Source organism: Lysinibacillus sp. FSL W8-0992 (assembly GCF_038008685.1).
Classification (GTDB): domain Bacteria; phylum Bacillota; class Bacilli; order Bacillales_A; family Planococcaceae; genus Lysinibacillus.
Genome location: NZ_JBBOZQ010000001.1, coordinates 1,518,720 through 1,541,507 on the forward strand (window position 1 = coordinate 1,518,720; position 22,788 = coordinate 1,541,507).

23 protein-coding genes are annotated in these 22,788 nt (G+C 37.0%); 15 read left to right on the forward strand and 8 right to left on the reverse strand.

The window, feature by feature from the left end:
- The first annotated feature begins 23 nt into the window (after positions 1-23).
- Positions 24-764: an effector binding domain-containing protein gene (locus NSQ74_RS07365; RefSeq protein ID WP_340822410.1), complete on the forward strand. Its 741-nt coding sequence runs from the start codon at positions 24-26 to the stop codon at positions 762-764.
- A 72-nt stretch (positions 765-836) separates the two neighbouring features.
- On the opposite strand, the gene NSQ74_RS07370 is transcribed toward NSQ74_RS07365, so the two are convergent.
- From NSQ74_RS07370 to NSQ74_RS07385, 4 genes are all read right to left on the reverse strand, one after another.
- Positions 837-1,745 (reverse strand): cation diffusion facilitator family transporter, encoded by a 909-nt coding sequence (locus tag NSQ74_RS07370; RefSeq protein WP_340822412.1) that lies wholly within the window; start codon positions 1,743-1,745, stop codon positions 837-839.
- 75 nt (positions 1,746-1,820) lie between these two features.
- Positions 1,821-3,164, reverse strand: a complete 1,344-nt coding sequence (locus tag NSQ74_RS07375; RefSeq protein WP_255639588.1) for a hemolysin family protein — start codon at positions 3,162-3,164, stop codon at positions 1,821-1,823.
- Between the two features lie 423 nt (positions 3,165-3,587).
- Positions 3,588-3,998 (reverse strand): hypothetical protein, encoded by a 411-nt coding sequence (locus NSQ74_RS07380; RefSeq protein WP_340822413.1) that lies wholly within the window; start codon positions 3,996-3,998, stop codon positions 3,588-3,590.
- A gap of 170 nt (positions 3,999-4,168) precedes the next feature.
- Complete coding sequence (locus tag NSQ74_RS07385; protein ID WP_340822414.1) at positions 4,169-4,372, reverse strand: YheE family protein; 204 nt, start codon at positions 4,370-4,372, stop codon at positions 4,169-4,171.
- Positions 4,373-4,592: 220 nt separating this feature from the next.
- On the opposite strand from NSQ74_RS07385, the gene NSQ74_RS07390 reads away from it, so the two are divergent.
- The 3 genes from NSQ74_RS07390 (at position 4,593) to NSQ74_RS07400 (ending at position 6,897) form a co-directional block, all read left to right on the forward strand.
- The gene (locus NSQ74_RS07390) at positions 4,593-5,735 is read left to right on the forward strand and encodes a DUF445 domain-containing protein (RefSeq protein WP_340822415.1); all 1,143 of its coding nucleotides are present in this window, start codon (positions 4,593-4,595) and stop codon (positions 5,733-5,735) included.
- Between the two features lie 18 nt (positions 5,736-5,753).
- Positions 5,754-6,098: a YlbF family regulator gene (locus NSQ74_RS07395; protein ID WP_340822416.1), complete on the forward strand. Its 345-nt coding sequence runs from the start codon at positions 5,754-5,756 to the stop codon at positions 6,096-6,098.
- A 136-nt stretch (positions 6,099-6,234) separates the two neighbouring features.
- On the forward strand, positions 6,235-6,897 hold the full coding sequence (locus NSQ74_RS07400) for a ribonuclease H family protein (RefSeq protein WP_340822417.1): 663 nt from the start codon (positions 6,235-6,237) through the stop codon (positions 6,895-6,897).
- 68 nt (positions 6,898-6,965) lie between these two features.
- Here NSQ74_RS07400 and NSQ74_RS07405 read toward each other — a convergent pair whose 3' ends face one another.
- The gene (locus NSQ74_RS07405; RefSeq protein WP_340822418.1) at positions 6,966-7,346 is read right to left on the reverse strand and encodes a hypothetical protein; all 381 of its coding nucleotides are present in this window, start codon (positions 7,344-7,346) and stop codon (positions 6,966-6,968) included.
- A 189-nt stretch (positions 7,347-7,535) separates the two neighbouring features.
- Here NSQ74_RS07405 and NSQ74_RS07410 point away from each other — a divergent pair, with 189 nt between their 5' ends.
- On the forward strand, positions 7,536-9,041 hold the full coding sequence (locus NSQ74_RS07410; RefSeq protein WP_340822419.1) for a coproporphyrinogen III oxidase: 1,506 nt from the start codon (positions 7,536-7,538) through the stop codon (positions 9,039-9,041).
- Between the two features lie 244 nt (positions 9,042-9,285).
- Here the strand turns inward: NSQ74_RS07410 and NSQ74_RS07415 are convergent, their stop codons facing one another.
- The gene (locus NSQ74_RS07415) at positions 9,286-10,359 is read right to left on the reverse strand and encodes a CdaR family transcriptional regulator (RefSeq protein WP_340822420.1); all 1,074 of its coding nucleotides are present in this window, start codon (positions 10,357-10,359) and stop codon (positions 9,286-9,288) included.
- A gap of 205 nt (positions 10,360-10,564) precedes the next feature.
- Between NSQ74_RS07415 and NSQ74_RS07420 the strand changes: the two genes are divergently transcribed.
- The 4 genes from NSQ74_RS07420 (at position 10,565) to NSQ74_RS07435 (ending at position 14,585) form a co-directional block, all read left to right on the forward strand.
- A complete protein-coding gene (locus NSQ74_RS07420) occupies positions 10,565-11,704 on the forward strand; it encodes a glycerate kinase (RefSeq protein ID WP_340822421.1) in 1,140 nt (379 codons plus the stop codon).
- Positions 11,705-13,051: a GntP family permease gene (locus tag NSQ74_RS07425; RefSeq protein ID WP_340822422.1), complete on the forward strand. Its 1,347-nt coding sequence runs from the start codon at positions 11,705-11,707 to the stop codon at positions 13,049-13,051.
- A gap of 126 nt (positions 13,052-13,177) precedes the next feature.
- Entirely contained in the window at positions 13,178-14,353 is a 1,176-nt protein-coding gene (locus NSQ74_RS07430) for an MBL fold metallo-hydrolase (protein WP_340822423.1), read from the forward strand.
- Positions 14,340-14,585, forward strand: coding sequence for a DUF3006 domain-containing protein (locus tag NSQ74_RS07435; protein WP_340822424.1), 246 nt, complete (start codon positions 14,340-14,342; stop codon positions 14,583-14,585). The genes NSQ74_RS07430 and NSQ74_RS07435 overlap by 14 nt, the downstream gene beginning before the upstream one ends.
- A 157-nt stretch (positions 14,586-14,742) precedes the next feature.
- On the opposite strand, the gene NSQ74_RS07440 is transcribed toward NSQ74_RS07435, so the two are convergent.
- Together NSQ74_RS07440 and NSQ74_RS07445 are read right to left on the reverse strand one after the other, a co-directional pair.
- Positions 14,743-15,000: a hypothetical protein gene (locus NSQ74_RS07440; protein ID WP_340822425.1), complete on the reverse strand. Its 258-nt coding sequence runs from the start codon at positions 14,998-15,000 to the stop codon at positions 14,743-14,745.
- 7 nt (positions 15,001-15,007) lie between these two features.
- Positions 15,008-15,499 (reverse strand): hypothetical protein, encoded by a 492-nt coding sequence (locus NSQ74_RS07445; protein WP_340822426.1) that lies wholly within the window; start codon positions 15,497-15,499, stop codon positions 15,008-15,010.
- A gap of 300 nt (positions 15,500-15,799) precedes the next feature.
- On the opposite strand from NSQ74_RS07445, the gene NSQ74_RS07450 reads away from it, so the two are divergent.
- The 6 genes from NSQ74_RS07450 (at position 15,800) to NSQ74_RS07475 (ending at position 22,786) form a co-directional block, all read left to right on the forward strand.
- Positions 15,800-16,588: an HAD family hydrolase gene (locus tag NSQ74_RS07450; RefSeq protein ID WP_340822427.1), complete on the forward strand. Its 789-nt coding sequence runs from the start codon at positions 15,800-15,802 to the stop codon at positions 16,586-16,588.
- A gap of 335 nt (positions 16,589-16,923) precedes the next feature.
- The gene (locus tag NSQ74_RS07455; RefSeq protein ID WP_340822428.1) at positions 16,924-18,708 is read left to right on the forward strand and encodes a XylR N-terminal domain-containing protein; all 1,785 of its coding nucleotides are present in this window, start codon (positions 16,924-16,926) and stop codon (positions 18,706-18,708) included.
- Between the two features lie 169 nt (positions 18,709-18,877).
- Positions 18,878-20,416 (forward strand): 4-hydroxyphenylacetate 3-hydroxylase N-terminal domain-containing protein, encoded by a 1,539-nt coding sequence (locus NSQ74_RS07460; protein WP_340822429.1) that lies wholly within the window; start codon positions 18,878-18,880, stop codon positions 20,414-20,416.
- A 22-nt stretch (positions 20,417-20,438) separates the two neighbouring features.
- The gene (locus NSQ74_RS07465; RefSeq protein WP_340822431.1) at positions 20,439-21,404 is read left to right on the forward strand and encodes a catechol 2,3-dioxygenase; all 966 of its coding nucleotides are present in this window, start codon (positions 20,439-20,441) and stop codon (positions 21,402-21,404) included.
- A gap of 103 nt (positions 21,405-21,507) precedes the next feature.
- Entirely contained in the window at positions 21,508-21,987 is a 480-nt protein-coding gene (locus tag NSQ74_RS07470; RefSeq protein ID WP_340822433.1) for a flavin reductase family protein, read from the forward strand.
- 10 nt (positions 21,988-21,997) lie between these two features.
- Entirely contained in the window at positions 21,998-22,786 is a 789-nt protein-coding gene (locus NSQ74_RS07475) for a 2-keto-4-pentenoate hydratase (protein ID WP_340822434.1), read from the forward strand.
- The last annotated feature ends 2 nt before the right edge of the window (positions 22,787-22,788 follow it).

Consider the following 22,788-nt stretch of genomic DNA (forward strand, 5'->3'; position numbering starts at 1 on the left):
TGAACGAAGGGTGGATATAAATTATGCAAACTTATTGCCAAAGCTGTGGAATGCCATTAGAGGATGCAAAACTATTAGGAACTGAAAAAGATGGGCAGGTGTGTCAGGACTATTGCACATATTGCTACGAATTAGGAGAGTTCAAACAGCCAAATATAACTGTCAATGAAATGATTAACATATGTGTACCTCATTTAAAGGAAGAGGGCATGGCAGAAGAAGAGGCACGTCAAATGTTAGCTTCGTTTTTACCTAGCTTAAAAAGATGGAGAACAGGCGAAGTCAATCCTCCTGTTGTGAAAGAAAAACAAAGCTTTCAAATAGTAGGAATAGAAGCGCGCACAAATAATGCGAATGAAATTACTCCAACAGCGAAAATACCCCAATTATGGACAAGTTACTTTCAGCAAAATGTAACTGGTCAATTGATAAATCAAGTGAACGAGGGCGTTATGTATGGACTATATTCGGATTATGAAACAGATGTTAATGGAGATTACTCGATTACCCTTGGAGTGGAAGTATCAACTGACAAAGAAGTGCCAAATGGGATGTCCATCAAAACAATTCCTGCTTCAAAATATTTAGTCTTTACTTCAGAAAAAGGGTCAATGCCAGAGATTGTCATTAAAGCTTGGCAAGATATATGGACTTGGTTTGCAAACTCAGATGTAGAACGAACATATACTGGTGACTTTGAAATATATGATGAACGATGCCAACCTAATGAGTCTCAGGTCGATATTTATATTGCAATTAAATAAGTATGATAATAGTTAAATGCGAATTGCTTTGCTTGCGAAGCGGCATAAAGCAAAAAAGCCAGTCTCTTACCATCAAGTGGTAGGAGACTGGCTTTTGTTTGTAGGAGGCAAATCTTCGATGTGTGGTTCAATATGCACGAGCACATGACAGAAGCGATTTTCCCGCATAATTGTACGTTCAATTTCTTCTGTAATACGATGGCTTTCAAAGACATTTAAATAAGGATTCACAGTCACTGTTACATCTATAAAGTACATATTTCCATGTGCGCGTCCTTTGAAATCTAAAAGCTCAATAACCCCGTTTACATTGCGAATTAGTACTGACAAAGTCTCGACTTCATCAATATCAAAGGCATCTGTAAGACTTTGAACAGCTTCCCAAAATATTTCTACAGCAGTTTTTAGTATAAGAAAAGCTACAACAAGAGCTGTCAATGTATCAATAATCGGGAAGCCGAAAATTGCACCGAATATCCCGATAGCTGTACCAATGCTGACAAGTGCATCTGAACGATTGTCATAAGCGGCAGCTTTTACAGCAGCACTTCGTATTTTTTTTGATAGAGCTAAATTATAGCGATAAACAATATACATTACTACGGCACTCCCAATTGCAACAAATGCTGTTAACATGGATGGGGTTGTGCCAGTTGGCTCCCACAGTCCTTGTAAAGAAGCAATCAAAACTTGTAAGCCAACAACAAGCATAATGAAAGATGCAACAAGTGATGCAACAGTCTCAGCGCGTAGATGGCCATATTGGTGATTTGAATCTGGCGGTCTTTGGGCAATACGTAAGCCGATTAAAACGGCAATAGATGCAATGATATCAGTTGTATTATTTAATCCATCTGCTTTTAAAGCTTCAGATGTTCCGATATAGCCAATAGTTAACTTTACTGAGCTCAGTATTAAGTAGGTAGCTATAGATAACCAAGCGCCTTTTTCCCCTTGACGTAAATTTGTATAGAGCTCCATTTTGTTTCCTCCTCGCAAAACTTTCGGGCATTATAAAACGACCCCCTTATATGAAAGGGAGCCGTCTTAGCTGTGTTATTTATAGTCTTTCGATTCTTCGATGTCATTTACTAAATCAAGTTCAGGTAACTTCAGAACTTCTAAGTATAATATGTGGTGACCGTCTAGTTCTTTAGCTGTGAATTCAAAACCTTGCTCTTCAATACTATCACCTTCGACAGCATCGAAACGCTTCGTCATGAACCAACCACCAATCGTATCGATATCATCATCTTCTATGTCAGTACCTAGCATATCATTGACGTTTTCTAGTAGCATTTTTGCATCTAAAATAAAATGATTTTCTGCAACTTCTTGTACTTCTGGGATTTCATCTTCATCGAACTCATCTTGAATGTCCCCGACAATTTCCTCGATAATATCTTCAATGGTTACAAGACCCGATGTTCCACCATACTCATCCATTAAAATAGCCATATGAATACGTTCACGTTGAATCTTGAGTAATAATTCATTAATTTGCGTTGTTTCCATAACGCGAATAATCGGTTGCATATAGTCAATCACTAATTTATCACCATTTGCTGGGTCTTTAATGTAAGCAGTTAATAAATGCTTCATATTGACTAAACCAATAATATGGTCTTTATCACCGTCGATAATTGGATAACGAGTATATTGTTCAACACCCATTAAATCAAAAACTTCTTTAATAGTAAGCTCTTTCTCAATTCCGACGATTTCAGTACGTGGCACCATGATTTCTTTTGCAAGGCGATCTGAGAACTCGAAGATACTGTTAACATATTCATATTCTGCGTTATTAATTTCTCCACCTTTTAAACTATCCGACAAAATCATACGCAATTCTTCTTCAGTATGCGCAACTTCTGATTCTGACATCATTTTAAGACCAAATAGACCTGTTAAACCACGAGCAGAGCCATTTAATAATTTTATGATTGGATACGTAATGTTATGGAATAAAATTAACGGACCAGACAAGTTTAATGTAACAAATTCTGCTTTTTGGATGGCTAAAGTTTTTGGCGCCAATTCCCCGATAACTACATGCATAAACGTTACAATTGAGAATGCAAGTATAAATGAAAGGATAGATGTTATGCTACCGTTCAGATTTAGAAACTCGAACACTGGATGTAAAATGATTTCAAACGTTGGTTCACCTAGCCACCCTAGTCCAAGTGCTGTAATTGTAATACCTAACTGACAAGCGGATAAGTACTCGTCTAAATCCGATACAACACGTTTTGCATTTTTCGCTTTTTTATGGCCTTCTGCGACTAATTGATCAATGCGGGTAGTTCTTACTTTTACGATTGCAAATTCAGTTGCAACGAAAAATCCTGTCATTATGATTAGTAGGGCGAATGCCGCCAACCTTATGGTTATTTCCAATATGTCTCCGTCCAAATAATTCCTTTGTCCCCGCCCGAATGAGGGAAGTAAACAAAGTGTACACCTCCTATGATTTAAAAAATTGTTGGATGTTTTAATCATAAGTTATTTATAACTAAAACACAAATATTGACAACGACTTTTTTATACTATTTTTAGAAGGCTTTGCTTTAAAAAAAATGGACATTATCTAGATGACAAATGATTGAAAATCAATATGCATTATGCTAACTTTATATGGAGCAAGGATAGTTTATTTAGAGAAAGAAGCATTTGCATCTCATATAAAACGACACGTCAAAAATCTCAAGAGTGCTTTACTTGTGGATTTTTTTAAATGAATTATTTTTAATATGCAACAAAAAGAGGTTGTCTCAATTATAGGAGACAACCTCTTTTTTGCGTCAATATGTATCGGAAAAATTATTGTTGAAAGCGTAACTTAAGACAAGCCTTTTCCACATCATGCACAGATTCCTTTGAAGGGATTGCGTCTGTAAAAGTTGAGATGGTGATAGGTGCTTTTTCTGTCAACCCTTGTTGTGTAAGGATATAATGATTGCCATTATAAATTAAGTACATTTGTTTACTGGCACGTTTCCCGATTCCAGTTGGGGATTCAAAAATAGCTTTTAATTGGTTGCAATACTCACTGTAAAAATTACTACTAAAGCCAGATAGTGCTTCAAATTTTTTACTATCGATAGTACTTGCCTCATCGACTAACCCAAAAATTTTTGCCGAAAATTCAGAAAAAAGTTCTTTTACTTTTGCACGAATTAATGCTTTTGAATTATAGTTGTTTAAGTCATCAGAAAGTGCGACTTTACTCATTGAAATAGCCTCCTGCATAAAAAACATTTAGAAATAAATTCATTTATTAAATGTATAAGAAAAATACAGGAATATCAATATAAACAAGCACTTTTCGTATAATAGCAGTGATTTTCCTAGTAAATATTAGGTATTTTTAAGTGGGTGAAAGCAAAAAAGTATCGATATTTTTAGTCATAAATATGGAAAAGCATAAGTTCGTGAATCATTTTTTTAACATCTTCTTCATCTGGAGGAATAGGTCCAATCCATTGGATGACGCCATCTTTTAAATATTCTGCAGCGTAGCGTTCACGCTGATAAAAAAATGAAATGGCCCATCCAGGAAGCTGTGTATTTTCAAATAAAGGTTTAAAGCTAAAATGCTGAATCATATACTAACCCCATTTCTATTTATATGTATTTAATATTATTCAAGCATAGCGGTAATTTTGCAACTAAACAAATTGTCATTAATTAAAGATAGGTACAATTATGCTTTGTCGTAATTAAATGGAGGGTATTCTTTCGTTGGATTTCATTGCTCTGCTATAATGAGTCCAATAGGCGACAAAATACGCCAAATGTGAATACGATTGAAATGAGAGGATGCTAATGGACAATTTTATAGTGACATTATTATTTATGGCAATCATCGGTGCTGCAATCGGGGGTATAACAAATCATCTAGCAATTAAAATGCTTTTTCGACCTCATGAAGCGATTTATATTAAAAATTGGCGTGTGCCATTTACACCGGGTCTTATTCCAAAAAGACGTGATGAATTAGCGAAACAGCTTGGCCTAACAGTTGTAAATTATCTACTGACACCTGAGACCTTTAGGAAGAAGTTTTTTTCAAAGGACATTCAAGATAAAGTAGAGCAATTTGTACAAACAAAGGTAGAAGAAACTTTCTTTACGGATGCTAAAACGATTCAAGATTGGTTATCTTTAGCTGGTTTCTCCAATATGCCTGCTACTATCGAACAAAAGGTAGAGCTAATTGTAGCCGGACAATTTGAATCAGTTAAGAATACATTATCCACGAGATCAATTCGTACACTGTTATCGGAGGACATTCAAAATACGATTGATGCTAAAATTCCAGTAGCAGTCGGACATATTTTAGAGAAAGGTGAAGATTATTTTTTATCGCCGGCTGGTGAAATGACGATAAAGGCGATGATTGATGACTTTTTATCGTCAAAAGGATCACTTGGCGGTATGATTAATATGTTTTTAGGTGATTCCTCGTCACTTATGGGCAAAGTACAACGCGAGCTTGTGAAGTTTATACAGGCTCCTGGAACAACAGCACTACTAACGAACATTTTCACACAGGAGTGGGAAAAATTAAAGGATCGTCCAGCAATGGATTATTTAGGGGATATTGACTTTGAACCGATATTAGCAAATTTACAAAGCTATGTAAAAGATCAATTAGCAGTTACAGAACGCTTACAGCATCCTATTTCATATTACTGGCCTAACGGTAGTACTTGGATGAGGGAAACAGTAGTGCCACAAATGATTGAAAAAGCATTTGATAGAGCAGAAGACAAATTAGAAGATGTGTTAAAACGCTTAAATTTACAAGAAATAGTACGTGAACAAGTTGATTCGTTCCCAGTATCAAAACTTGAAGAGCTTGTCCTTGGTATTTCGAAGCGTGAATTTAAAATGATTACTGTTCTTGGTGCAGTTCTTGGTGGACTAATTGGTATTGTGCAAGGTTTAATCGTCTACTTTATTTAGAAAGGGGAAAAAGAAATAATGGTTAATATTTATAATGAAATTAATGCTTTGGAGGCAACTTTCCGCAAAACGGCGGAATTTAAAACATTAGAAGAGGCAGTAGCAGTAGTCAAAGCGGATGAGGATGCAATAAAGCTATTCCAAAACTTCCGTAAGATTCAAATAGATTTACAGCAAAAACAAATGGCTGGGGAAGATTTACAGGAAGATGAGCTACTCTATGCTCAAAAAACAGCGCAGCTCGCGCAACAAAATGAGAAAATTGTAGCTATGCTTGAAGCAGAGATGAAGCTAAGTGGCGTTATCGAAGAAGTAAACCGTATTTTAGTAAAACCTATTCAATCGTTGTACGAGGGCATGTAAGCAAGCATCTTTATCAGCATATACCGTTTAATATTTTGTGAGGAATAAATAAACGAATATTTGCACATATAACAAAGTAAGAAGGAAAACGTGTCTCGGCTATTCGAGACACGTTTTCACTTATGGAGGGAATGTCATGCATGTTGTAATTGAATGGACTTATAAAACACCAAAGGGTGCAGGGACGATTTTACGATCAGAAGAAATGCCAGCAGCTCAAGCATTAATGTTGGCGGAAGATATGGAACGTACAGGACGTGTCAAATCGCTACAATTTATTGATCGACAAGATACGAACTGGTCTATAAAGGAGTTAAAGGCATATCTAAAAGAAGTTGACACAGAACCCCACAATATTACTGTTTATTTTGATGGAGGGTTTGATCGTGCAACTACTCAATCAGGACTCGGGTGTGCCATTTATTATGAGCAAAATGGTAAACCATATAGGCTAAGAAAAAATGCCTTTTCCGCAGAGCTCAAATCGAACAATGAGGCAGAATATGCAGCCCTTTATTTAGGTTTAGTGGAGCTTGAATTATTAAATGCTCATCATTTGCCGATAAGCATTATTGGGGATTCACAAGTAGTGATTAATCAGCTAAATGGGGAATGGCCTGCATTGGAGAAGGATTTAGCAGGATGGGCGGACAAAATTGACGCGAAATTAAGTGAGCTAAACCTTCGACCAGACTACAAATTTATTTCGAGGAAAGAGAATGCAGAAGCAGATAGACTGGCAACACAAGCATTAAACGGAATTGATATTACAGGGCTGAGTGAAATAATAAAGGAATAACATTGAAAGGGGAGGCGTCGAATACTACAGACGCCTCCCTTCTTGTTAGAAAATAACTTACACTTGTCCTATGCCAAAAGCGGTTTATTAGCCAGAAATCTAGGATATATTTTGGCAAACTGCTGTAAGCTTTGCTTGAAATGAAATGTATTCATAAAGTTTCGTGCTAATCGTAATTCATCAGAGTATAAAAGGATATGGTGGAAATGCTGTTGAATAAAGTTTCTTGCATGTTTATAATGCTCGTTAATAGAGATAGCACCATACATTTCTTGGTGATTAATAATGTAAATAAAATCGCAAAGCACCTTTTGCCCGCGGTATTTTAAAAATATAGTGACATACAATGTCTTTTCGTCACAACGTTGTAAATCAAAATGATGGAAGGCAACTTCTAATTTCTGAATAAAGCGAGAAACAGCAGAAAAGTTTTCTTTTATTACAACCACTATCAACACCACCTTTACTAAAAATTATAAGTATAATTAAATAATTTGTCTATAATTAGTCTAAATATTCTGTTAATGGAATCTTGCAATTAGTAGCTTTGCTTAAACTTATAAAAATTTGTTAAACTATTGAGGCAATCATTAATTTAGTAATGTACATTGGAATATTGAAAGAAGAGAGCGAAAACAATGAAAATTATTCAAATAGATCAAAAATATCCTGAGGATTGGATTCGCGTATTAAATCATATTGCGAATTTATTTTTTGAGGATTCGAAGTTAAGTACGACTGCGCAGGAAGCGGATATGTCCGTTGCTTTCAGCTACCGAGTTGAAGAAAATTTTTCTATCTATACTAGAGCGGTGCTAGAGGTAGAAGGTAAACGTTATACGAATGATTACCATATTGAATATGAGATAGAGGCGGTTGGTCGTGAGCAAAATATTCGCATGAAACGTGCATTATCGCACGTGTTTTTAGATGTGTTAGAGCAGCATACGGGGATGCATCAGCAATGGGGTATTTTAACAGGTGTGCGCCCGACAAAGCTCTATCATAAATTCCGCCAGGCAGGTATGGATGATGTAGAAATTGCTGAAGTGCTCGTACGTGACTTCCGATTGTCAGAGGAAAAGGTAGCGCTGTTGAAGGAGATTGTAGCTCGTCAGCTAGTTACTATACCTGACTTAGATAGTATTGGAAAAGAGATTAGTGTTTATATTGGCATTCCATTCTGTCCAACTAAATGTGCATATTGTACTTTCCCTGCTTATGCGATTGGTAGTAACCGTAAACAAGGTCGCGTAGAGACATTTTTAGATGGACTGCACATTGAATTACGTGAGATGGGTAAGTGGCTGACTGAAAATAATATGAAAATCACTTCAATTTATTGGGGCGGTGGTACACCTACTTCGATCGAGGCACATGAAATGGATGCATTGTATCAAACAATGTATGACGCCTTCCCGAACCCAGAAACGATTCGTGAGGTAACGGTGGAAGCAGGTCGTCCAGATACGATTACACCAGAGAAATTAGCTGTACTAAAAAAATGGGGCATTGATCGTATTAGTGTCAATCCGCAATCTTATACAGATGAAACATTAAAGGCAATAGGACGCCATCATACGGTGCAAGAAACGATTGATAAGTTTTGGCTAGCACGCGAATCAGGTATGAATAACATTAATATGGATTTAATTATTGGTTTGCCAAATGAAGGGACGGAAGAGTTCCAACATTCATTAGAGGAATCTGCAAAAATGCAACCAGAGTCATTAACAGTCCACACACTATCCTTTAAACGTGCATCCGAAATGACGCGCAATAAAGATAAATACAAGGTGGCAGATCGTGATACGGTCGCACAAATGATGCAGATGGCGCAAGTATGGACGAAGGAAAATGATTATGTTCCTTACTATCTATACCGTCAAAAAAATATTTTAGGTAATTTAGAAAATGTAGGCTACAGTAAAGCTGGCGAAGAAAGTATTTATAATATTGTGATCATGGAGGAAGTGCAGACTATTTTAGGTATTGGTTGTGGAGCATCTTCAAAATTTGTTCATCCTGAGACAGGGAAGATTACACAATTCCATAATCCAAAAGATCCTGCAGCTTACATCATGACGTTTGAAGATGCGATTGGCAAAAAAATTGAGCTATTAAATGAATTATATAATGTTTAAAGGGCAAAAGAGTAAAGTGTTAGATTGACTGCAATCAATCTGACACTTTTTTTTGACGTTGATGTCCGCTACGGCGGGCGCTTTCCGCGGGCACACCGTAAGCCGCAACCCTCGCTAACGCGCGGTTTGTTGCGTCTTACGCTGCGTGCGTTCCCGCAGGAGTCGCCGCCTCCGCTACCATCAACTCGGATAATTGTTTGAGTGCCTGTCACCCTAAACCTTCGTCAACATTGCCGTAAATGATTTACCGTAAAGTGCAGGCCATTTTTAAGATGACGGCATCCTCAAAATATTGTGGATCGTAGCCTGTAAGCTCCCGAATTTTATTTAATCGGTAGGTAAGCGTGTGACGGTGAATATTCAGTTGTTGTGCACAAAGTTTAAGTTGTAAATTACAATCAAAAAAGGTTTGTAATGTTTCGAGTTGTTTAGCATTCATATTTTTTAGAACGCGATTTTGGAATGCTTGTACTTCCTCGGAATCTCTCTTTTTAAAAAGAGAAAATAACTCGACATCTTCAAAAAACGTAATTTCTTTATTAATTAAGGCAAATTCAAGTGCTGTTTTAGCGCCGTTATAACAATGTGGAAGTTGCGCTAAATTGGGTACAGTCGGTCCCACCCCAATTTGTAATGAAGGTAGCTTGTGCTTTTTTTTACGTAATGCTTTCATCATTTGCAGCTTTTGCTGTTCATCGTAGTTTGTTAGTAAAATATAATATTCATGTAGTTGGCTATGACCTGAAAGAACAGATTGCTTATAAAATAAATCTTCAAAAAACAGAGGGAGGCTATTTTCCGCAGATGACGGTGCATCCATGCTCAGTAATATAATTTGAAAGGGTGCTTCTAAAATGAACGGAAGCTTTTGAATGCGTTCTTGTAAGGCAGCGTCTATCTTACTACCATGCACCAACGCTTCGAATATGTAATCGTTATTTTTACGTTGCCACTCACTTTTTGATTCCACAATAGCTTGGTGTGTCATGATTTCAGTTGTTAGTTGTACGAGATTGGCAATTTCTAAAATTTCCTCAGAATCGCCTGTAATGCCGATCACTCCAAGGACCTCATCCTGATACATAATTGGCATATTGATGCCAGGTTTTGTATTTGGATAAGCATCAATATTTTCCCCATTAATGATGAGTGTCTCTTTCGTTTTTGCCACGTAAAGTGCGCCTTCGTGAATATTTTCAACTCTCATTTTATCGCCAGATGCTAAAATAACTCCGGTTGGGCTAATGACATTAATGTTGCGACGTAATCGTAACATTGTTTGATGCACTATTTCTTCTGCTAATTTTTTTGTTAACATGCTTATACACCTCGCATAAATAAACCTCTGTTATATGACAGTTAATTTGTACATTCATTATAATGTTTTCTGAATTTATTGTCATTATAATAATTTGTAAGCGCTTAACTTTGAGTAGAAGAAATTTCTTGTATGCGATAAAACTATATCGTCTGACAGCTGAGCACCAACGTAAATATGAATGGATGTAAAGTGGGGGTATAACATGAAAGTCATAATTTGTCCGGATTCTTATAAAGGTACTTTATCTGCATTTGAAGTAGCGAATGCAATGCAGGAAGGAATCTTGGATGCTGATCAATCGATTGAAACAGTTATTTTACCAGTGGCAGACGGTGGAGAAGGTACGTTAGAGTCACTCATTGCTTCAACAGGGGGGAAGTATATTTCAGAAAATGTACTTGATCCGCTAGGCAGAACAATCGAAGCAAAGTTTGGTGTGCTTGGGGATGATGAAACATGTGTTATCGAGATGGCACAGGCATCTGGCATTACGCTGTTGCAGGACAGTGAAAAAAACCCTGAGCTTGCATCGACATATGGGACTGGGCAGTTAATAAAGGCTGCACTTAATAAAGGGTTTCGTAAATTTATTATTGGAATAGGTGGCAGTGCAACAAACGATGCTGGCATTGGTCTATTAAGGGCACTAGGCTTGCAATTTAGAAAAGATGATGGGACTCCTATTGCGAATGGCGTGTCAGCATTGCTAGATTTAGCATCCATTGATAATAGTCAACTTGATGCACGATTGTCTGAAGCAACATTTACAATTGCGTGTGACGTCGATAATCCATTGATTGGAGAGCGCGGAGCTACAGCCATTTTTGGCCCGCAAAAAGGTGTGAAAGAGCATGAAATTACTTTTTTTGATAATTGCTTAAAGCAATTTGCAGTTATTGTGGAAAAGCAATTTCACATTCGATTACATGATTATAAAGGGGCAGGTGCTGCTGGAGGTGTAGGTGGCGCATTAATTGCTTTTTTAAATGGCACTTTTCATGCAGGCATAGATATTGTTATAGATGCTGTACAGTTAAAAAAACATTTGAAAGACGCACAAATTGTTCTTACTGGTGAAGGTAAATCGGATCGTCAAACATTACATGGAAAGGCGCCATTGGGGGTGGCAATGGCTGCAAAAACAACAAACATACAGGCTATGTTATTGTCTGGAGCCATTGATGAAGAGGATAAGCCTGTTTTGCTCAATTACTTTTCTGTTGTGGAATCATTAGTAGATGAATCGACTACTGTCCAGCAAGCAATGCAAGAGCCTTATCGTTTGATTCGTCTAAAAACGAAAAAAATGATTGAGAATTATGTAAATATGGGGGATGAGTAAATGTTGTTCGTTATTATTTTAATAGGGGTATTATTTGTTGTAGTCGGAACAGCAAAGCTAAAGCTTCATCCGTTTCTAGCATTATTAATTAGTGCATTTTTTGTAGGTATTGCTTCTGGTATGCCATTATTAACTGTTGTTGAAAGTATAAATACTGGATTTGGAGGCTTGATGACAAGCATTGGTTTAGTCATTATAGCTGGAACAATCATCGGGTTAATTTTAGAGAAATCAGGGGCTGCCTATCGAATGGCAGAAGTTGTATTGCGAATCATTGGTCCAAAGCGTCCACAATTAGCTATGTCTTTAATCGGCTATATCGTATCTATTCCAGTTTTCTGTGATTCAGGATTTATTATTTTATCGAGTTTACAAAAATCATTAGCAAAGCGCGCAAATGTTACGATTGCCTCGATGGCTGTTGCGTTGGCAACAGGGCTCTTTGCTACACACGTTTTAGTACCGCCAACACCAGGGCCGATAGCAGCGGCTGGTAATATAGGGGCGGCAGATTATTTAGGAACTGTGATTGTTATTGGATTGTTAGTAGCGATTCCAGCGACATTTGTAGGTTATTTATGGTCAGTTAAAGTAGCGACAAAAATTCGTGTACCTGAAGATGACTTAGAGGCATTGGATTATGAAGAAATTATTAAATCATTTGGTAAAATGCCTTCGACGTTTAAATCATTTTTACCGATTGTGCTTCCAATTGTGTTAATCGGTATAGGATCGATTGCAGCATTAGTTGGGGATAGTGAAGCTACATTTAATATGATTTGTCGTTTTTTAGGGTCACCAACAGTTGCCTTATTTTTAGGTGTTGCAGCAGCGATGTTATTATTACCTGAAGTCAGTGAAAAAACGTTAACTGGTTGGATTGGTGACAGCTTAAAAGAGGCTGCTCCGATTTTATTAATTACTGGTGCGGGCGGCTCTTTTGGAACGGTTATTAAAAATGCTGGCGTTGGAGAAATGTTGCAGGAGATGGATTTAGGTATGTTTGCAACTGGAGGTCTTTTCCTAGTTGTTCCATTTATCGTAGCAGCTGCTTTAAAAACAGCACAAGGTTCGTCAACTACAGCATTAGTTATTACGTCTTCACTAGTAGCTCCGATGCTTATTACGCTTGGCATTGAAGGCGCTGTTCCCCTAGCATTAGTTGTGATGGCAATTGGTGCAGGTGCAATGACGGTTAGTCACGTGAATGATAGCTTTTTCTGGGTTATTACGCAATACAGTGGGATGGAAGTTACGCAAGCCTATAAAGCACAAACTGTTGCGACATTATTGCAGGGGCTTGTTACAATTGTGATTACGATGATTTTGTGGTGGATATTAGTTTAACTTGCTTGAGCAGAAGTTTTCGAATTATTATTAGCTGCAATTTTATTAGATAGAGTAGAAACAGAGAGCAGCCTTCGGGTTCGCTCTCTTTTTTTGTATAATAGAAAATAGAAAGGAAGTTATTCTATGAAAAAATTACTCGCAGTGCTCCTTTGTATTTTTGTATTAGCAGGTTGTACTTCAGCATTAGAAACAGAAAAAATACCAGTGGCAGCAGGTCATGAAATGCGTGTGCATTTTTTTGATGTAGGACAAGGCGATTCAATACTAATTGAGTCACCGAATGGCAAAACGATGCTCGTTGATGGAGGTGTTAAAGGGGCTGGGCAACAGGTCGTTTCATATATCAATGAACTTGGTATTGAAAAGCTTGATGTAGTTGTCGCGACACATCCTGATGCCGATCATATTGGTGGTTTAATTCCTGTATTAAATTCGATTCCTATTGAACAGTTTTATGATTCTGGGAAAGTACATACATCACAAACATTTGAAGAAATGCTTTCGCTTATCGATTCGAATAATATTCCGTATAACGTGCCAAAAACAGGTGATAGTATTGCTTTAGATGATGAACTTGACGTAAAGGTGCTGAATGCAAATGAAAATGCTTCAGACAATAATGATGCATCGATTGTGTTAAAAGTTACCTATGGAAATATTTCTTTTTTATTAACGGGTGACGCAGGTGTAGCTTTAGAAAAAGAAATGCTACAACAAAATGTTAAGGCGACGGTTTTAAAGGCAGGCCATCATGGTTCCAATACAAGTAGCTCTCAAAGCTTTATACAGGAAGTGCAACCAGAAGTAACCATTTTGAGTTATGGTAAGGACAATAAATACGGACACCCACATGCTGAAGTTGTAGAGCGTTTACAGGCGATTGGCAGTAAAATTTATGCAACAGCAGAAACGGGCACAGTTACGGTTGCGACAGACGGGGTAAGCTATGAAGTAAGTGCCAAAGAGTGGTCAGGAGCGATTGCCGAAAAGCTAAAAATGAAGCAAGATGTAGAAATTATTAGCAAGGATTTAATAGGGGAAATTGTTGCTATAAAAAATAACGGTCAAGATACGGTTTCTTTAAAAGATTGGCAACTTGTATCAATAGAAGGTAATCAAGTTTTTAATTTTCCAAATGTATCGTTACAGCCTGGCAAAACCATTTATGTTACAAGCGGTACGACAGCGCGTGAGGGGCAAAATTATTTAAAGTGGACAACAAGACAGATTTGGCTGAATGACGGGGATAGTGCACAATTACTTAATGCGAAAGGGGAAGTTGTAAGTGAACTCGACTAAATACACATTAGACCGCATTGAAGATGGCTATGCAATTTTTTTAAAATATCCAGAGGAAATTGAGCAACTTATTCTACCTATCAATACCATTGATCAATCGTTACAAGCCGGTGATCGCGTCTTAATTAAAGAAATCGATAACAACTACCATATCGACATATTAAAAGAAGAAACAGCGCAAAAAAAAGCCGAAGTACAAAGTTTGATGGACAAATTACGCCGAAAAAATTAAGTGCCAGTCACTGAAACAATTCTGAATTGTTTCAGTGACTGGCACCATGAAGACTCCTGCGGCTTATATGCATCTTTCTTTGAATTGTATGTACTTACCAGATAGGTAATCATTTCTTTAGCTGCGTTAATTATAGCCGTATTTAAATACTCAGTATCTAGCGGAGAACCGTTTTATTTATTTCACTCTGAACTTCCAATGATTTTTTCTCACCAATTGAAAAACGCTGAATCGCAAGTTCTGATTTTGTAACATCAGTTATGCGAAAATCAGCGTTTCCGTCAATAATATCTTCTTCTACTTTATCCAAAAAGCGTTTTGTTTTTCGAAACGACTCTTTGCTTTTTTGTTTATCACTATCAGAAGTTTTCGTAATATAACGAATAACATTAGTGTCTAATAAATAAATTAACATCTGAAAATTACGCCTCCGATTCGCCTTCGAGTTCCGATATTCTCTCTTCTGTCGCTTCTTTTAGTGATTTTATAAGTTCTAGAGATTGTGATTGACGGCCTCTTAGAGCAGTGATAAATTCATTCCAATATGGAGCAGTGGTAATTTTTTCATCGACACTAATTGTCCATTTCCCGCTACCTTCAAAAGTTTGTTGTGCGCTAAGTTTACCGTTGGCACAGTGTCGTCTAATCATTTGTGGACTGACACCGAGAATCTTAGCAGCATGGCTAACACCAATTTTTTTAGGAATAGGAATTACTTTCATTATCTCCACGTCCTCTTTTGGCTGAACTTTGATTTCAATTTTAATTTTCTTCCCGCGACGAACATATTCTATTATTTTTTCTTCAATAATATCAGTTACTTCTTTGATGTAGCTTGTTTCGCCTTGTTCGTGAATTTGATAATCATCTACATCGACTGTTATCGTTTGTTCCATTTCTTGTATGGTAATCATAGTATACGCACCTCCGTTTACTTGTATTCTTCTTGAATATATCATAATTTATTTTGAAAAGGAAACAAAGGAAACCACTTCTTGCTAGCGTGTAATGGCACTATATTTAACAATGTTCACCCAATTCACTAACTGCAAACATTAAAAAATCAGGACATTTAAATCACTTCCTAGTAATCAACGATACTTTTAGAAGCAGGAACTATGCACAAAAACTATGCTAACTATTTTGAAAATATGCTAAAATAAGCGATATGAATGCTTTTTGTTCAAGTAGAAAAGAAGCTAGGAGCTGACACAATGTCAATAAGTACAATTATTTTTGATTTGGATGATACGTTGTTATGGGATAAAAAATCTGTTAAAACAGCATTTGAAAAAACATGTGAATATGCTGCAACAATACATACGGTAGATTCAGCTGAATTAGAGGAAGCTGTGCGCAAAGAAGCACGTGCACTTTATGAGAGCTACGAAACATATGACTATACGGTGTTAATCGGTATTAACCCATTCGAAGGACTTTGGGGAACATTCGATGATCCAACTGATTCTTTCCAAAAGATGAAAGAAATTGTACCTGGATACCGCTCAGAAGCATGGACAAAGGGCTTAGCGGCACTTGGAATTGACGATGCAAAGTTTGGAGCCGAACTAGGAGAACGCTTTGTAGCAGAACGCAAAGTGTCACCACTTTTATATGAAGATACGTTTACTGTTTTAGATGAGCTGAAAGGTAAATATCAACTTATATTATTAACGAATGGTGCACCAAGCTTACAAAATTTAAAATTAGAAATTACTCCGGAAATTGCTCCGTATTTTGACCATATTATCATTTCTGGTGATTTTGGAAAAGGGAAGCCAGATGCTTCTATCTTTGAGCATGTGATGGAAAAGGCGGGCATTACTGCCGACGAGGCAATTATGGTTGGCGATAACTTAAACACTGATATTTTAGGTTCATCTAGAGTTGGTATGCGTAATGTTTGGATTAACCGTGAAAACAATGTACCAACAGGAGTTGTCACACCAACTTATGAGGTAGATTCATTAACAGCTTTTTTAAAACTTGTGAAAGAGCTTTAAGATACATTTCTATATAAACTTAATAGCGGTTTAAAGATGAGGTACTGATTTTTAATTTATCAGTACTTTTTTTCATGAACATTTATATATTTTCGCGTCTAGTAATTTAAATTGTCTGAAAACTAAAAATGTACTATGATTGATAGTAAATTAAACACTTTAAAATCTTATGATTATTTGCCATTACTATAATTTCTATGTACTCTTATTTGCTTTATTTAGAGAAAGCGCTTACTTTATTTCATTAAGAAAAAATGCTTGTAGCAGTAAGGAAGATAGGAACACAGTTAGTAACATGTTGGGGGAAATTAGCATGTTTATGGGGGTGCATATTAATGAAAGCAAATCGTTTAGTGTTTGAAAATGCTATAGATATTAATCCACGTTCAGGCATTATTAAGTTTAATGGCAACCGAATGATTTTAAAATCTGCTGAAGCGCTTGGTTTTTTTAGGCGCGATATTATTCAAACATTGAATATGGAGCGTGCGAAAGGTTTTTTATTACGGTATGGTTGGGCATGCGGCTATAGTGCTGGTGGATCTATTGAAAAAATGTACAATTGGAAAGAATTAAAAGAGTTAATTAGAGCCGGTGCAGCAATTCATACGTTAGAGGGCGTTGTAAGTGTACAGATTGATGTTTTGGAAATAAGTGATGATAAATTTGAAATGGAAGGCAAGTGGTTCCATTCTTATGAAGCAGAGGAACATGTCCGCCATTTTGGTTTTAGCGATGAAAGTGTATGTTGGACATTAATCGGCTATGTAGCAGGCTTTCTTGCAAAAACCTATCCTAAAGAGATTGTCGTTTTTGAAGAAAAGTGTCGTGGGAAATGCGATGATTATTGTAAATTTGTTGTTCGCACAAAGGAGCATGCTACAGCAGAACAGTTGGAGATATTACGATATTTTCAAGATACATCTTTAGCAGATGAATTGGATGCGACCTTTAATGAGTTAAAAAGGCTCAATAATTCTATTGTACATTCAGACACTATCCATAAGAAGATGACTCATGCAATGCTGGAAGGATATACATTAAATCAGCTGTTACATCTTTTAAGTGATGCGTTACAATGCAGTGTAACAGTTGAACGTAGATACTTAATGAAGCCAATTGGTTACTATTTTATACATGACAGCGATGAGCAGCTTTATATAGAGGCTAGTCGTAAGAAAAAAGAATTTCGACATGAATATGATATTATGACGATGAAAAAACAATTGGGAATATTAGTGATATTAAGTCACAATGAATTAACGCGTGAACAGGAAATGATTATTGAACGTGCCGTGACGGTTTTTTCTATTTATTTATATACACAAATACAAATTGCCCAATCTCAGTGGAAGAAAAAATCTGACTTTTTAGATGAAGTTATGAGCCACCAATCTTCAACGGAGGAGCTTATTAAAAAAGCGCGAAATATATTTTATTTTGATCCGAGTAAGAATAATCGTGTCATTGTCATAACAACAGAAAAAGAAGACCTAGAAATAGTGCACAGCTTTTTAGTGACGGAATATTTAAATGTAGAGTGCTTTATTAAAAATCAAGAAGTACTGCTTATTCTCGAAGATTGTGAGAAAGATGTTAAGTATATGTCGAACTTCCTTACCGTCTTATCGAAAAGGCTAAAGGAGAGATTCAAACAAGCAACATTCCAAATTGGAGTAGGAAAAAATGCTGAGAAATTAGAAGAAATCGGAAGTAGCTATAACGATGCAAAATTAATATGCCATTTTCTACATTGTGCAGCACCCCAACAAACACAATCTGCAATTTATGAAAATTTTCAGCACATCATGTTATTTTTAAAAACGACAAATCCAAAGGAGCTATTACAGTTTTATAAAGAGGTACTTGGTCAGTTATTAACATATGATGAACAAAATAATGCAACACTTGTCCATACGTTAGAAGTTTTTTTAGACCATAGTGGCAACGTAAATCAAACTGCAAAAGCTTTGAATTTATCGATTCCTGGTTTTCGGTATCGTATGGAAAAGATTGAGTCATTATTACAAGAAGATATGCGTACAGGAGATGGACGTTTTCGATGTCATTTAGCTTTAAAAATTTATTATGCAATTAAAACGCTAGAACATAAAAACTAGAAAAGCCAGCGATTTCGCTGGTTTTTTCTATTTTGTGCGCAAATCCCTTTCAAATTTTAAAGAAAAAATAGAGAATACTATACTTTTTATTAATTATCTAAAAATTCAAAAAGTATTAAATTGAAATAGACATGTCAAACAAGAAAAAATATTTGTAGGAGGGAAGGGAATGGTTGTTCAGCAAAGCACGAAGCCATTGACAGGGCAGGAATATTTAGAAAGTTTAAAAGATAGTCGAGAAATTTGGTTACATGGTGAACGTGTTAAGGATGTCACGACACATCCAGCTTTTCGAAATTCAGCAAGATCAATATCACGTTTATATGATGCTATGCATGACCCGCAATACAAAGATATTTTAACTTGTGAAACGGATACGGGTAGCGGGGGATATACACATAAGTACTTCCGTGCAGCACGGAGCGCGGATGATTTAATTCAAGGGCGAGATGCTATCGTTGCTTGGGCACGTCTTACGTACGGACAGATGGGACGTACACCAGACTATAAAGCCTCATTCCTTGCCACACTTGGTGGGAATCCCGAATACTATTCACCTTTTCAAGAAAATGCAAAGCGTTGGTACAAAGAATCGCAAGAACGCAATTGGTTTTTCAATCATGCCATTGTGAATCCTCCAGTAGATCGTCATAAAGACGTCCACGAAGTAGGGGATGTTTTTATTCAAGTAGAACGTGAAACGGATAAGGGCCTAATCGTTAGCGGCTCAAAAATGGTAGCTACAGGTTCAGCTATTACGAACTACAATTTTGTAGGAACGTATGGTTTACCTATTAAAGATAAAAAGTTTGCTGTTGTCTTTATTGCACCTATGGACGCTCCTGGAGTGAAGTTAATTAGCCGTGCGTCGTATGAAATGACATCAGCGATTATGGGAAGTCCATTCGATTATCCATTAAGTAGTCGCTTCGATGAAAATGATGCAGTACTTGTTTTTGAAAAAGCTCTTATACCATGGGAAAATATTTTAATTTATGAAGATATGCAAAAGACGACTTCGTTTTTTGTAGAAAGCGGTTTCATTAATCGTTTTACGTTCCAAGGTGTCACACGCTTAGCCGTGAAATTAGATTTTATTATAGGTGTATTATTAAAGGCATTAAAAACAGCAGGTACTGATCAGTTCCGTGGTGTTCAGGTGCATATAGGTGAAATTATGGCTTGGCGTCATATGTTCTGGTCATTAAGTGATGCGATGGCGCTAAACCCAGAGAAAAAAGAGAATGGCATTGTCATTCCAAATTTAAATGGCGGATTAGCGTATCGCGTATTTTTACAGGAAGGCTGGCCGAAGATTAAAGGTATTATTCAACAAATTGTAGCAGGGAATTTGATTGTTCAGCCTTCTAGTGCAAGAGATTTTTTAAACGAAGAATTCCGCCCTACATTAGATAAGCTTTATCGTGGTTCAAACGGTATTGAGGCACTTGAAAAAATTAAAACAATCAAGTTATTGTGGGATGCAATTGGAACAGAATTTGGTGGCCGTAGCGAGTTATATGAACGTAATTATGCAGGAAATCATGAAGACATTCGCTTACAAACGTTGTTTGGTGCACAAGGAAGCGGTAAAACAGATGAGTTTATAGCTTTTGCAGAGCAGTGCATGGCAGATTACGATTTAACAGGCTGGACAGATCCAACTTGGGTAAATCCAGATGATGTAAATTATTTTGCAAATAAATAAAAACATTAAGGGGGAATGATTAATGTCAAATTTTGATGTAGCACAATTAGCGCACGTGGAACTTTTTACACCGAAACCAGAGGAATCTTTAAAATTTTTTACGGATTATATGGGTTTACAAATTACAGCGCGTGAAGGGCAATCAGTATATTTAAGAGGATACGAGGATTTCTATCATCACACATTAAAGCTTACAGAAGGCAAAGAAGCGGGTCTTGGACATTCCGCATGGCGGGCAAGTTCACCTGAGGCGTTAGAACGCCGCGTCGCATCTTTAGAAAAAAGTGGCTACGGGAAAGGCTGGATTGATGGAGATTTAGGTCATGGTCGTGCTTATCAATTTGTTACACCAGATGGACATAATCAAGAAATATTATGGGAAGTGGATTATTTCCAGCCAGCAGAAGATCAAAAAACATTATTAAAAAGCCGTCCACAAAAACGTCCGTTAATGGGTGTTCCTGCACGACGTTTAGACCATATCAACTTAATGTGTAGAGATGTAGCAAAAAATCGTGAGTTTATGTCTGAGCATTTAGGCTTTAAGTTACGAGAACAAATTATATTGAATAATAATGAAGAAATTGGCGCATGGATGAGCGTTAGCCCGTTAGTACATGAAGTAGCCTTAATGAACGACCAAACAGGCAATAGTGGCCGCTTCCATCATATTGCGTTTTGGTATGGTTATCCTCAGCACCTAATGGATACAGCAGATATTTTTGTAGAAAACGGAATTCAAATAGAAGCAGGACCAGGTAAACATGGGGTGAGTCAAGCTTATTTCATGTATGTAATGGAGCCAGGCGGAAACCGAGTTGAATTATTCGGAGATTCAGGTTATCTCATTTTTGATCCTGATTGGAAGCCAATAACTTGGCGTGAGAATGAGTTAGACGAAGCGATTATTTGGTACGGCTCACCTCTGCCTAATGAGTATTTTTTATATGGTACTCCTGATCGTGCAGTAAAAGTTCCTGTGAAATAGATTACGAGTAACGTCTTTTAATAAAGTAAGCGTGTCTAAACTGCTGTCTTAAATGCTTTTTCCTAGAATTTGAGACAGCACTATATGATGAGGAGGTTATGTAATGGAGGATCGTCTGTTTAGAAATGCAATGGGGAAATTTGCAACAGGTGTAACGGTAATTACAACAAATGTAAATGGTACTATTCATGGCATGACTGCGAATGCGTTCATGTCTGTTTCACTTGATCCAAAATTAGTTGTAATTTCTATAGGCGAAAAGGCTTCAATGCTTGAGCATATCAAGCAAAGTGGGACTTTTACTGTCAATATTTTATCGGCACAACAACAAGAATTGTCTATGTTATTTGCGGGCCAAATCAAAGAAAAACGGAATGTGAATTTCAGCGATTTACAAGGCGCACCGACAATTGATGGTGCGATTGCGCAAATAAGCTGTGAAGTAGCAAGCACATACGTTGAAGGTGACCATACGTTATTTATTGGCAGTGTAAAGAACATTCAATTAGAAGAAGGAGAGCCATTACTATTCTTTAATGGAAGATATGGCACACTCGCAGCGGAAACAACAATGCAGGTATAGGAGGTTGGGGATGGATACACAACTTTATGCAAAGAAATTATTAGTAGCTGAGGAAACAAAGCAACCTATTGCGCCATTAACATCCACTGTGCCGGACATAACTGTAGATGACGCTTATACAATCCAATTACTTCAAATTGCTTCAAAGCAACAACAGGGAAAGCGAATAATTGGTAAAAAAATTGGTTTAACAAGTAAGGCGATGCAGCAACAATTTCAAGTAACAGAGCCAGACTACGGTCATATTTTATCGGATATGGTAGAGGTGGACGGTGCAACAATATTACTCAATCATTTCATACAGCCAAAATTGGAATTTGAAATTGCATTTGTTCTGAAGAAAGATTTGTATGGACCGACTATTACTGTGAATGATGTCATCGAGGCGACAGATTATATTGTACCAGCCCTAGAGGTCATTGATAGTCGTATTATCGATTGGAAAATTAACTTTGAAGATACGGTAGCAGATAACGGTTCCTCCGCTATGGTCATTATTGGAGGAACACCAACGGAATTGACGCAGGTGGATTTACCTCATATAGGCATGAATGTTTACCGTAATGGAGAGCTTTTTGATAGTGCGGCTGCGGCAGCTGTAATGGGAAATCCACTACGTGCAGTAGCTTGGCTTGCCAACAAGCTTAGCAAATATCATATCGGGCTGCAGGCTGGTGAAATCGTTTTGGCAGGCGCATTAACATCGGCAGTAACGATAGAGGATGGAGATACGTTTAGAGCTGAGTTCGCTCACCTTGGGGCTGTGTCTGCTACGTTTAGAAGGAAGGAGGAAAAGTAAAG

Excerpts from the sequence above, each read along its gene's own strand:
- NSQ74_RS07420 (WP_340822421.1), top strand. The coding sequence starts at position 10,565 with ATGAAAGTCATAATTTGTCCGGATTCTTATAAAGGTACTTTATCTGCA.
- NSQ74_RS07410 (WP_340822419.1), top strand. The coding sequence starts at position 7,536 with ATGAAAATTATTCAAATAGATCAAAAATATCCTGAGGATTGGATTCGC.
- NSQ74_RS07390 (WP_340822415.1), top strand. The coding sequence starts at position 4,593 with ATGGACAATTTTATAGTGACATTATTATTTATGGCAATCATCGGTGCT.
- NSQ74_RS07365 (WP_340822410.1), top strand. The coding sequence starts at position 24 with ATGCAAACTTATTGCCAAAGCTGTGGAATGCCATTAGAGGATGCAAAA.
- NSQ74_RS07395 (WP_340822416.1), top strand. The coding sequence starts at position 5,754 with ATGGTTAATATTTATAATGAAATTAATGCTTTGGAGGCAACTTTCCGC.
- NSQ74_RS07475 (WP_340822434.1), top strand. The coding sequence starts at position 21,998 with ATGGATACACAACTTTATGCAAAGAAATTATTAGTAGCTGAGGAAACA.
- NSQ74_RS07465 (WP_340822431.1), top strand. The coding sequence starts at position 20,439 with ATGTCAAATTTTGATGTAGCACAATTAGCGCACGTGGAACTTTTTACA.
- NSQ74_RS07430 (WP_340822423.1), top strand. The coding sequence starts at position 13,178 with ATGAAAAAATTACTCGCAGTGCTCCTTTGTATTTTTGTATTAGCAGGT.
- NSQ74_RS07450 (WP_340822427.1), top strand. The coding sequence starts at position 15,800 with ATGTCAATAAGTACAATTATTTTTGATTTGGATGATACGTTGTTATGG.
- NSQ74_RS07470 (WP_340822433.1), top strand. The coding sequence starts at position 21,508 with ATGGAGGATCGTCTGTTTAGAAATGCAATGGGGAAATTTGCAACAGGT.
- NSQ74_RS07440 (WP_340822425.1), bottom strand. The coding sequence starts at position 15,000 with ATGTTAATTTATTTATTAGACACTAATGTTATTCGTTATATTACGAAA.
- NSQ74_RS07445 (WP_340822426.1), bottom strand. The coding sequence starts at position 15,499 with ATGATTACCATACAAGAAATGGAACAAACGATAACAGTCGATGTAGAT.
- NSQ74_RS07370 (WP_340822412.1), bottom strand. The coding sequence starts at position 1,745 with ATGGAGCTCTATACAAATTTACGTCAAGGGGAAAAAGGCGCTTGGTTA.
- NSQ74_RS07425 (WP_340822422.1), top strand. The coding sequence starts at position 11,705 with ATGTTGTTCGTTATTATTTTAATAGGGGTATTATTTGTTGTAGTCGGA.
- NSQ74_RS07415 (WP_340822420.1), bottom strand. The coding sequence starts at position 10,359 with ATGTTAACAAAAAAATTAGCAGAAGAAATAGTGCATCAAACAATGTTA.
- NSQ74_RS07385 (WP_340822414.1), bottom strand. The coding sequence starts at position 4,372 with ATGATTCAGCATTTTAGCTTTAAACCTTTATTTGAAAATACACAGCTT.
- NSQ74_RS07380 (WP_340822413.1), bottom strand. The coding sequence starts at position 3,998 with ATGAGTAAAGTCGCACTTTCTGATGACTTAAACAACTATAATTCAAAA.
- NSQ74_RS07455 (WP_340822428.1), top strand. The coding sequence starts at position 16,924 with ATGAAAGCAAATCGTTTAGTGTTTGAAAATGCTATAGATATTAATCCA.
- NSQ74_RS07460 (WP_340822429.1), top strand. The coding sequence starts at position 18,878 with ATGGTTGTTCAGCAAAGCACGAAGCCATTGACAGGGCAGGAATATTTA.
- NSQ74_RS07400 (WP_340822417.1), top strand. The coding sequence starts at position 6,235 with ATGCATGTTGTAATTGAATGGACTTATAAAACACCAAAGGGTGCAGGG.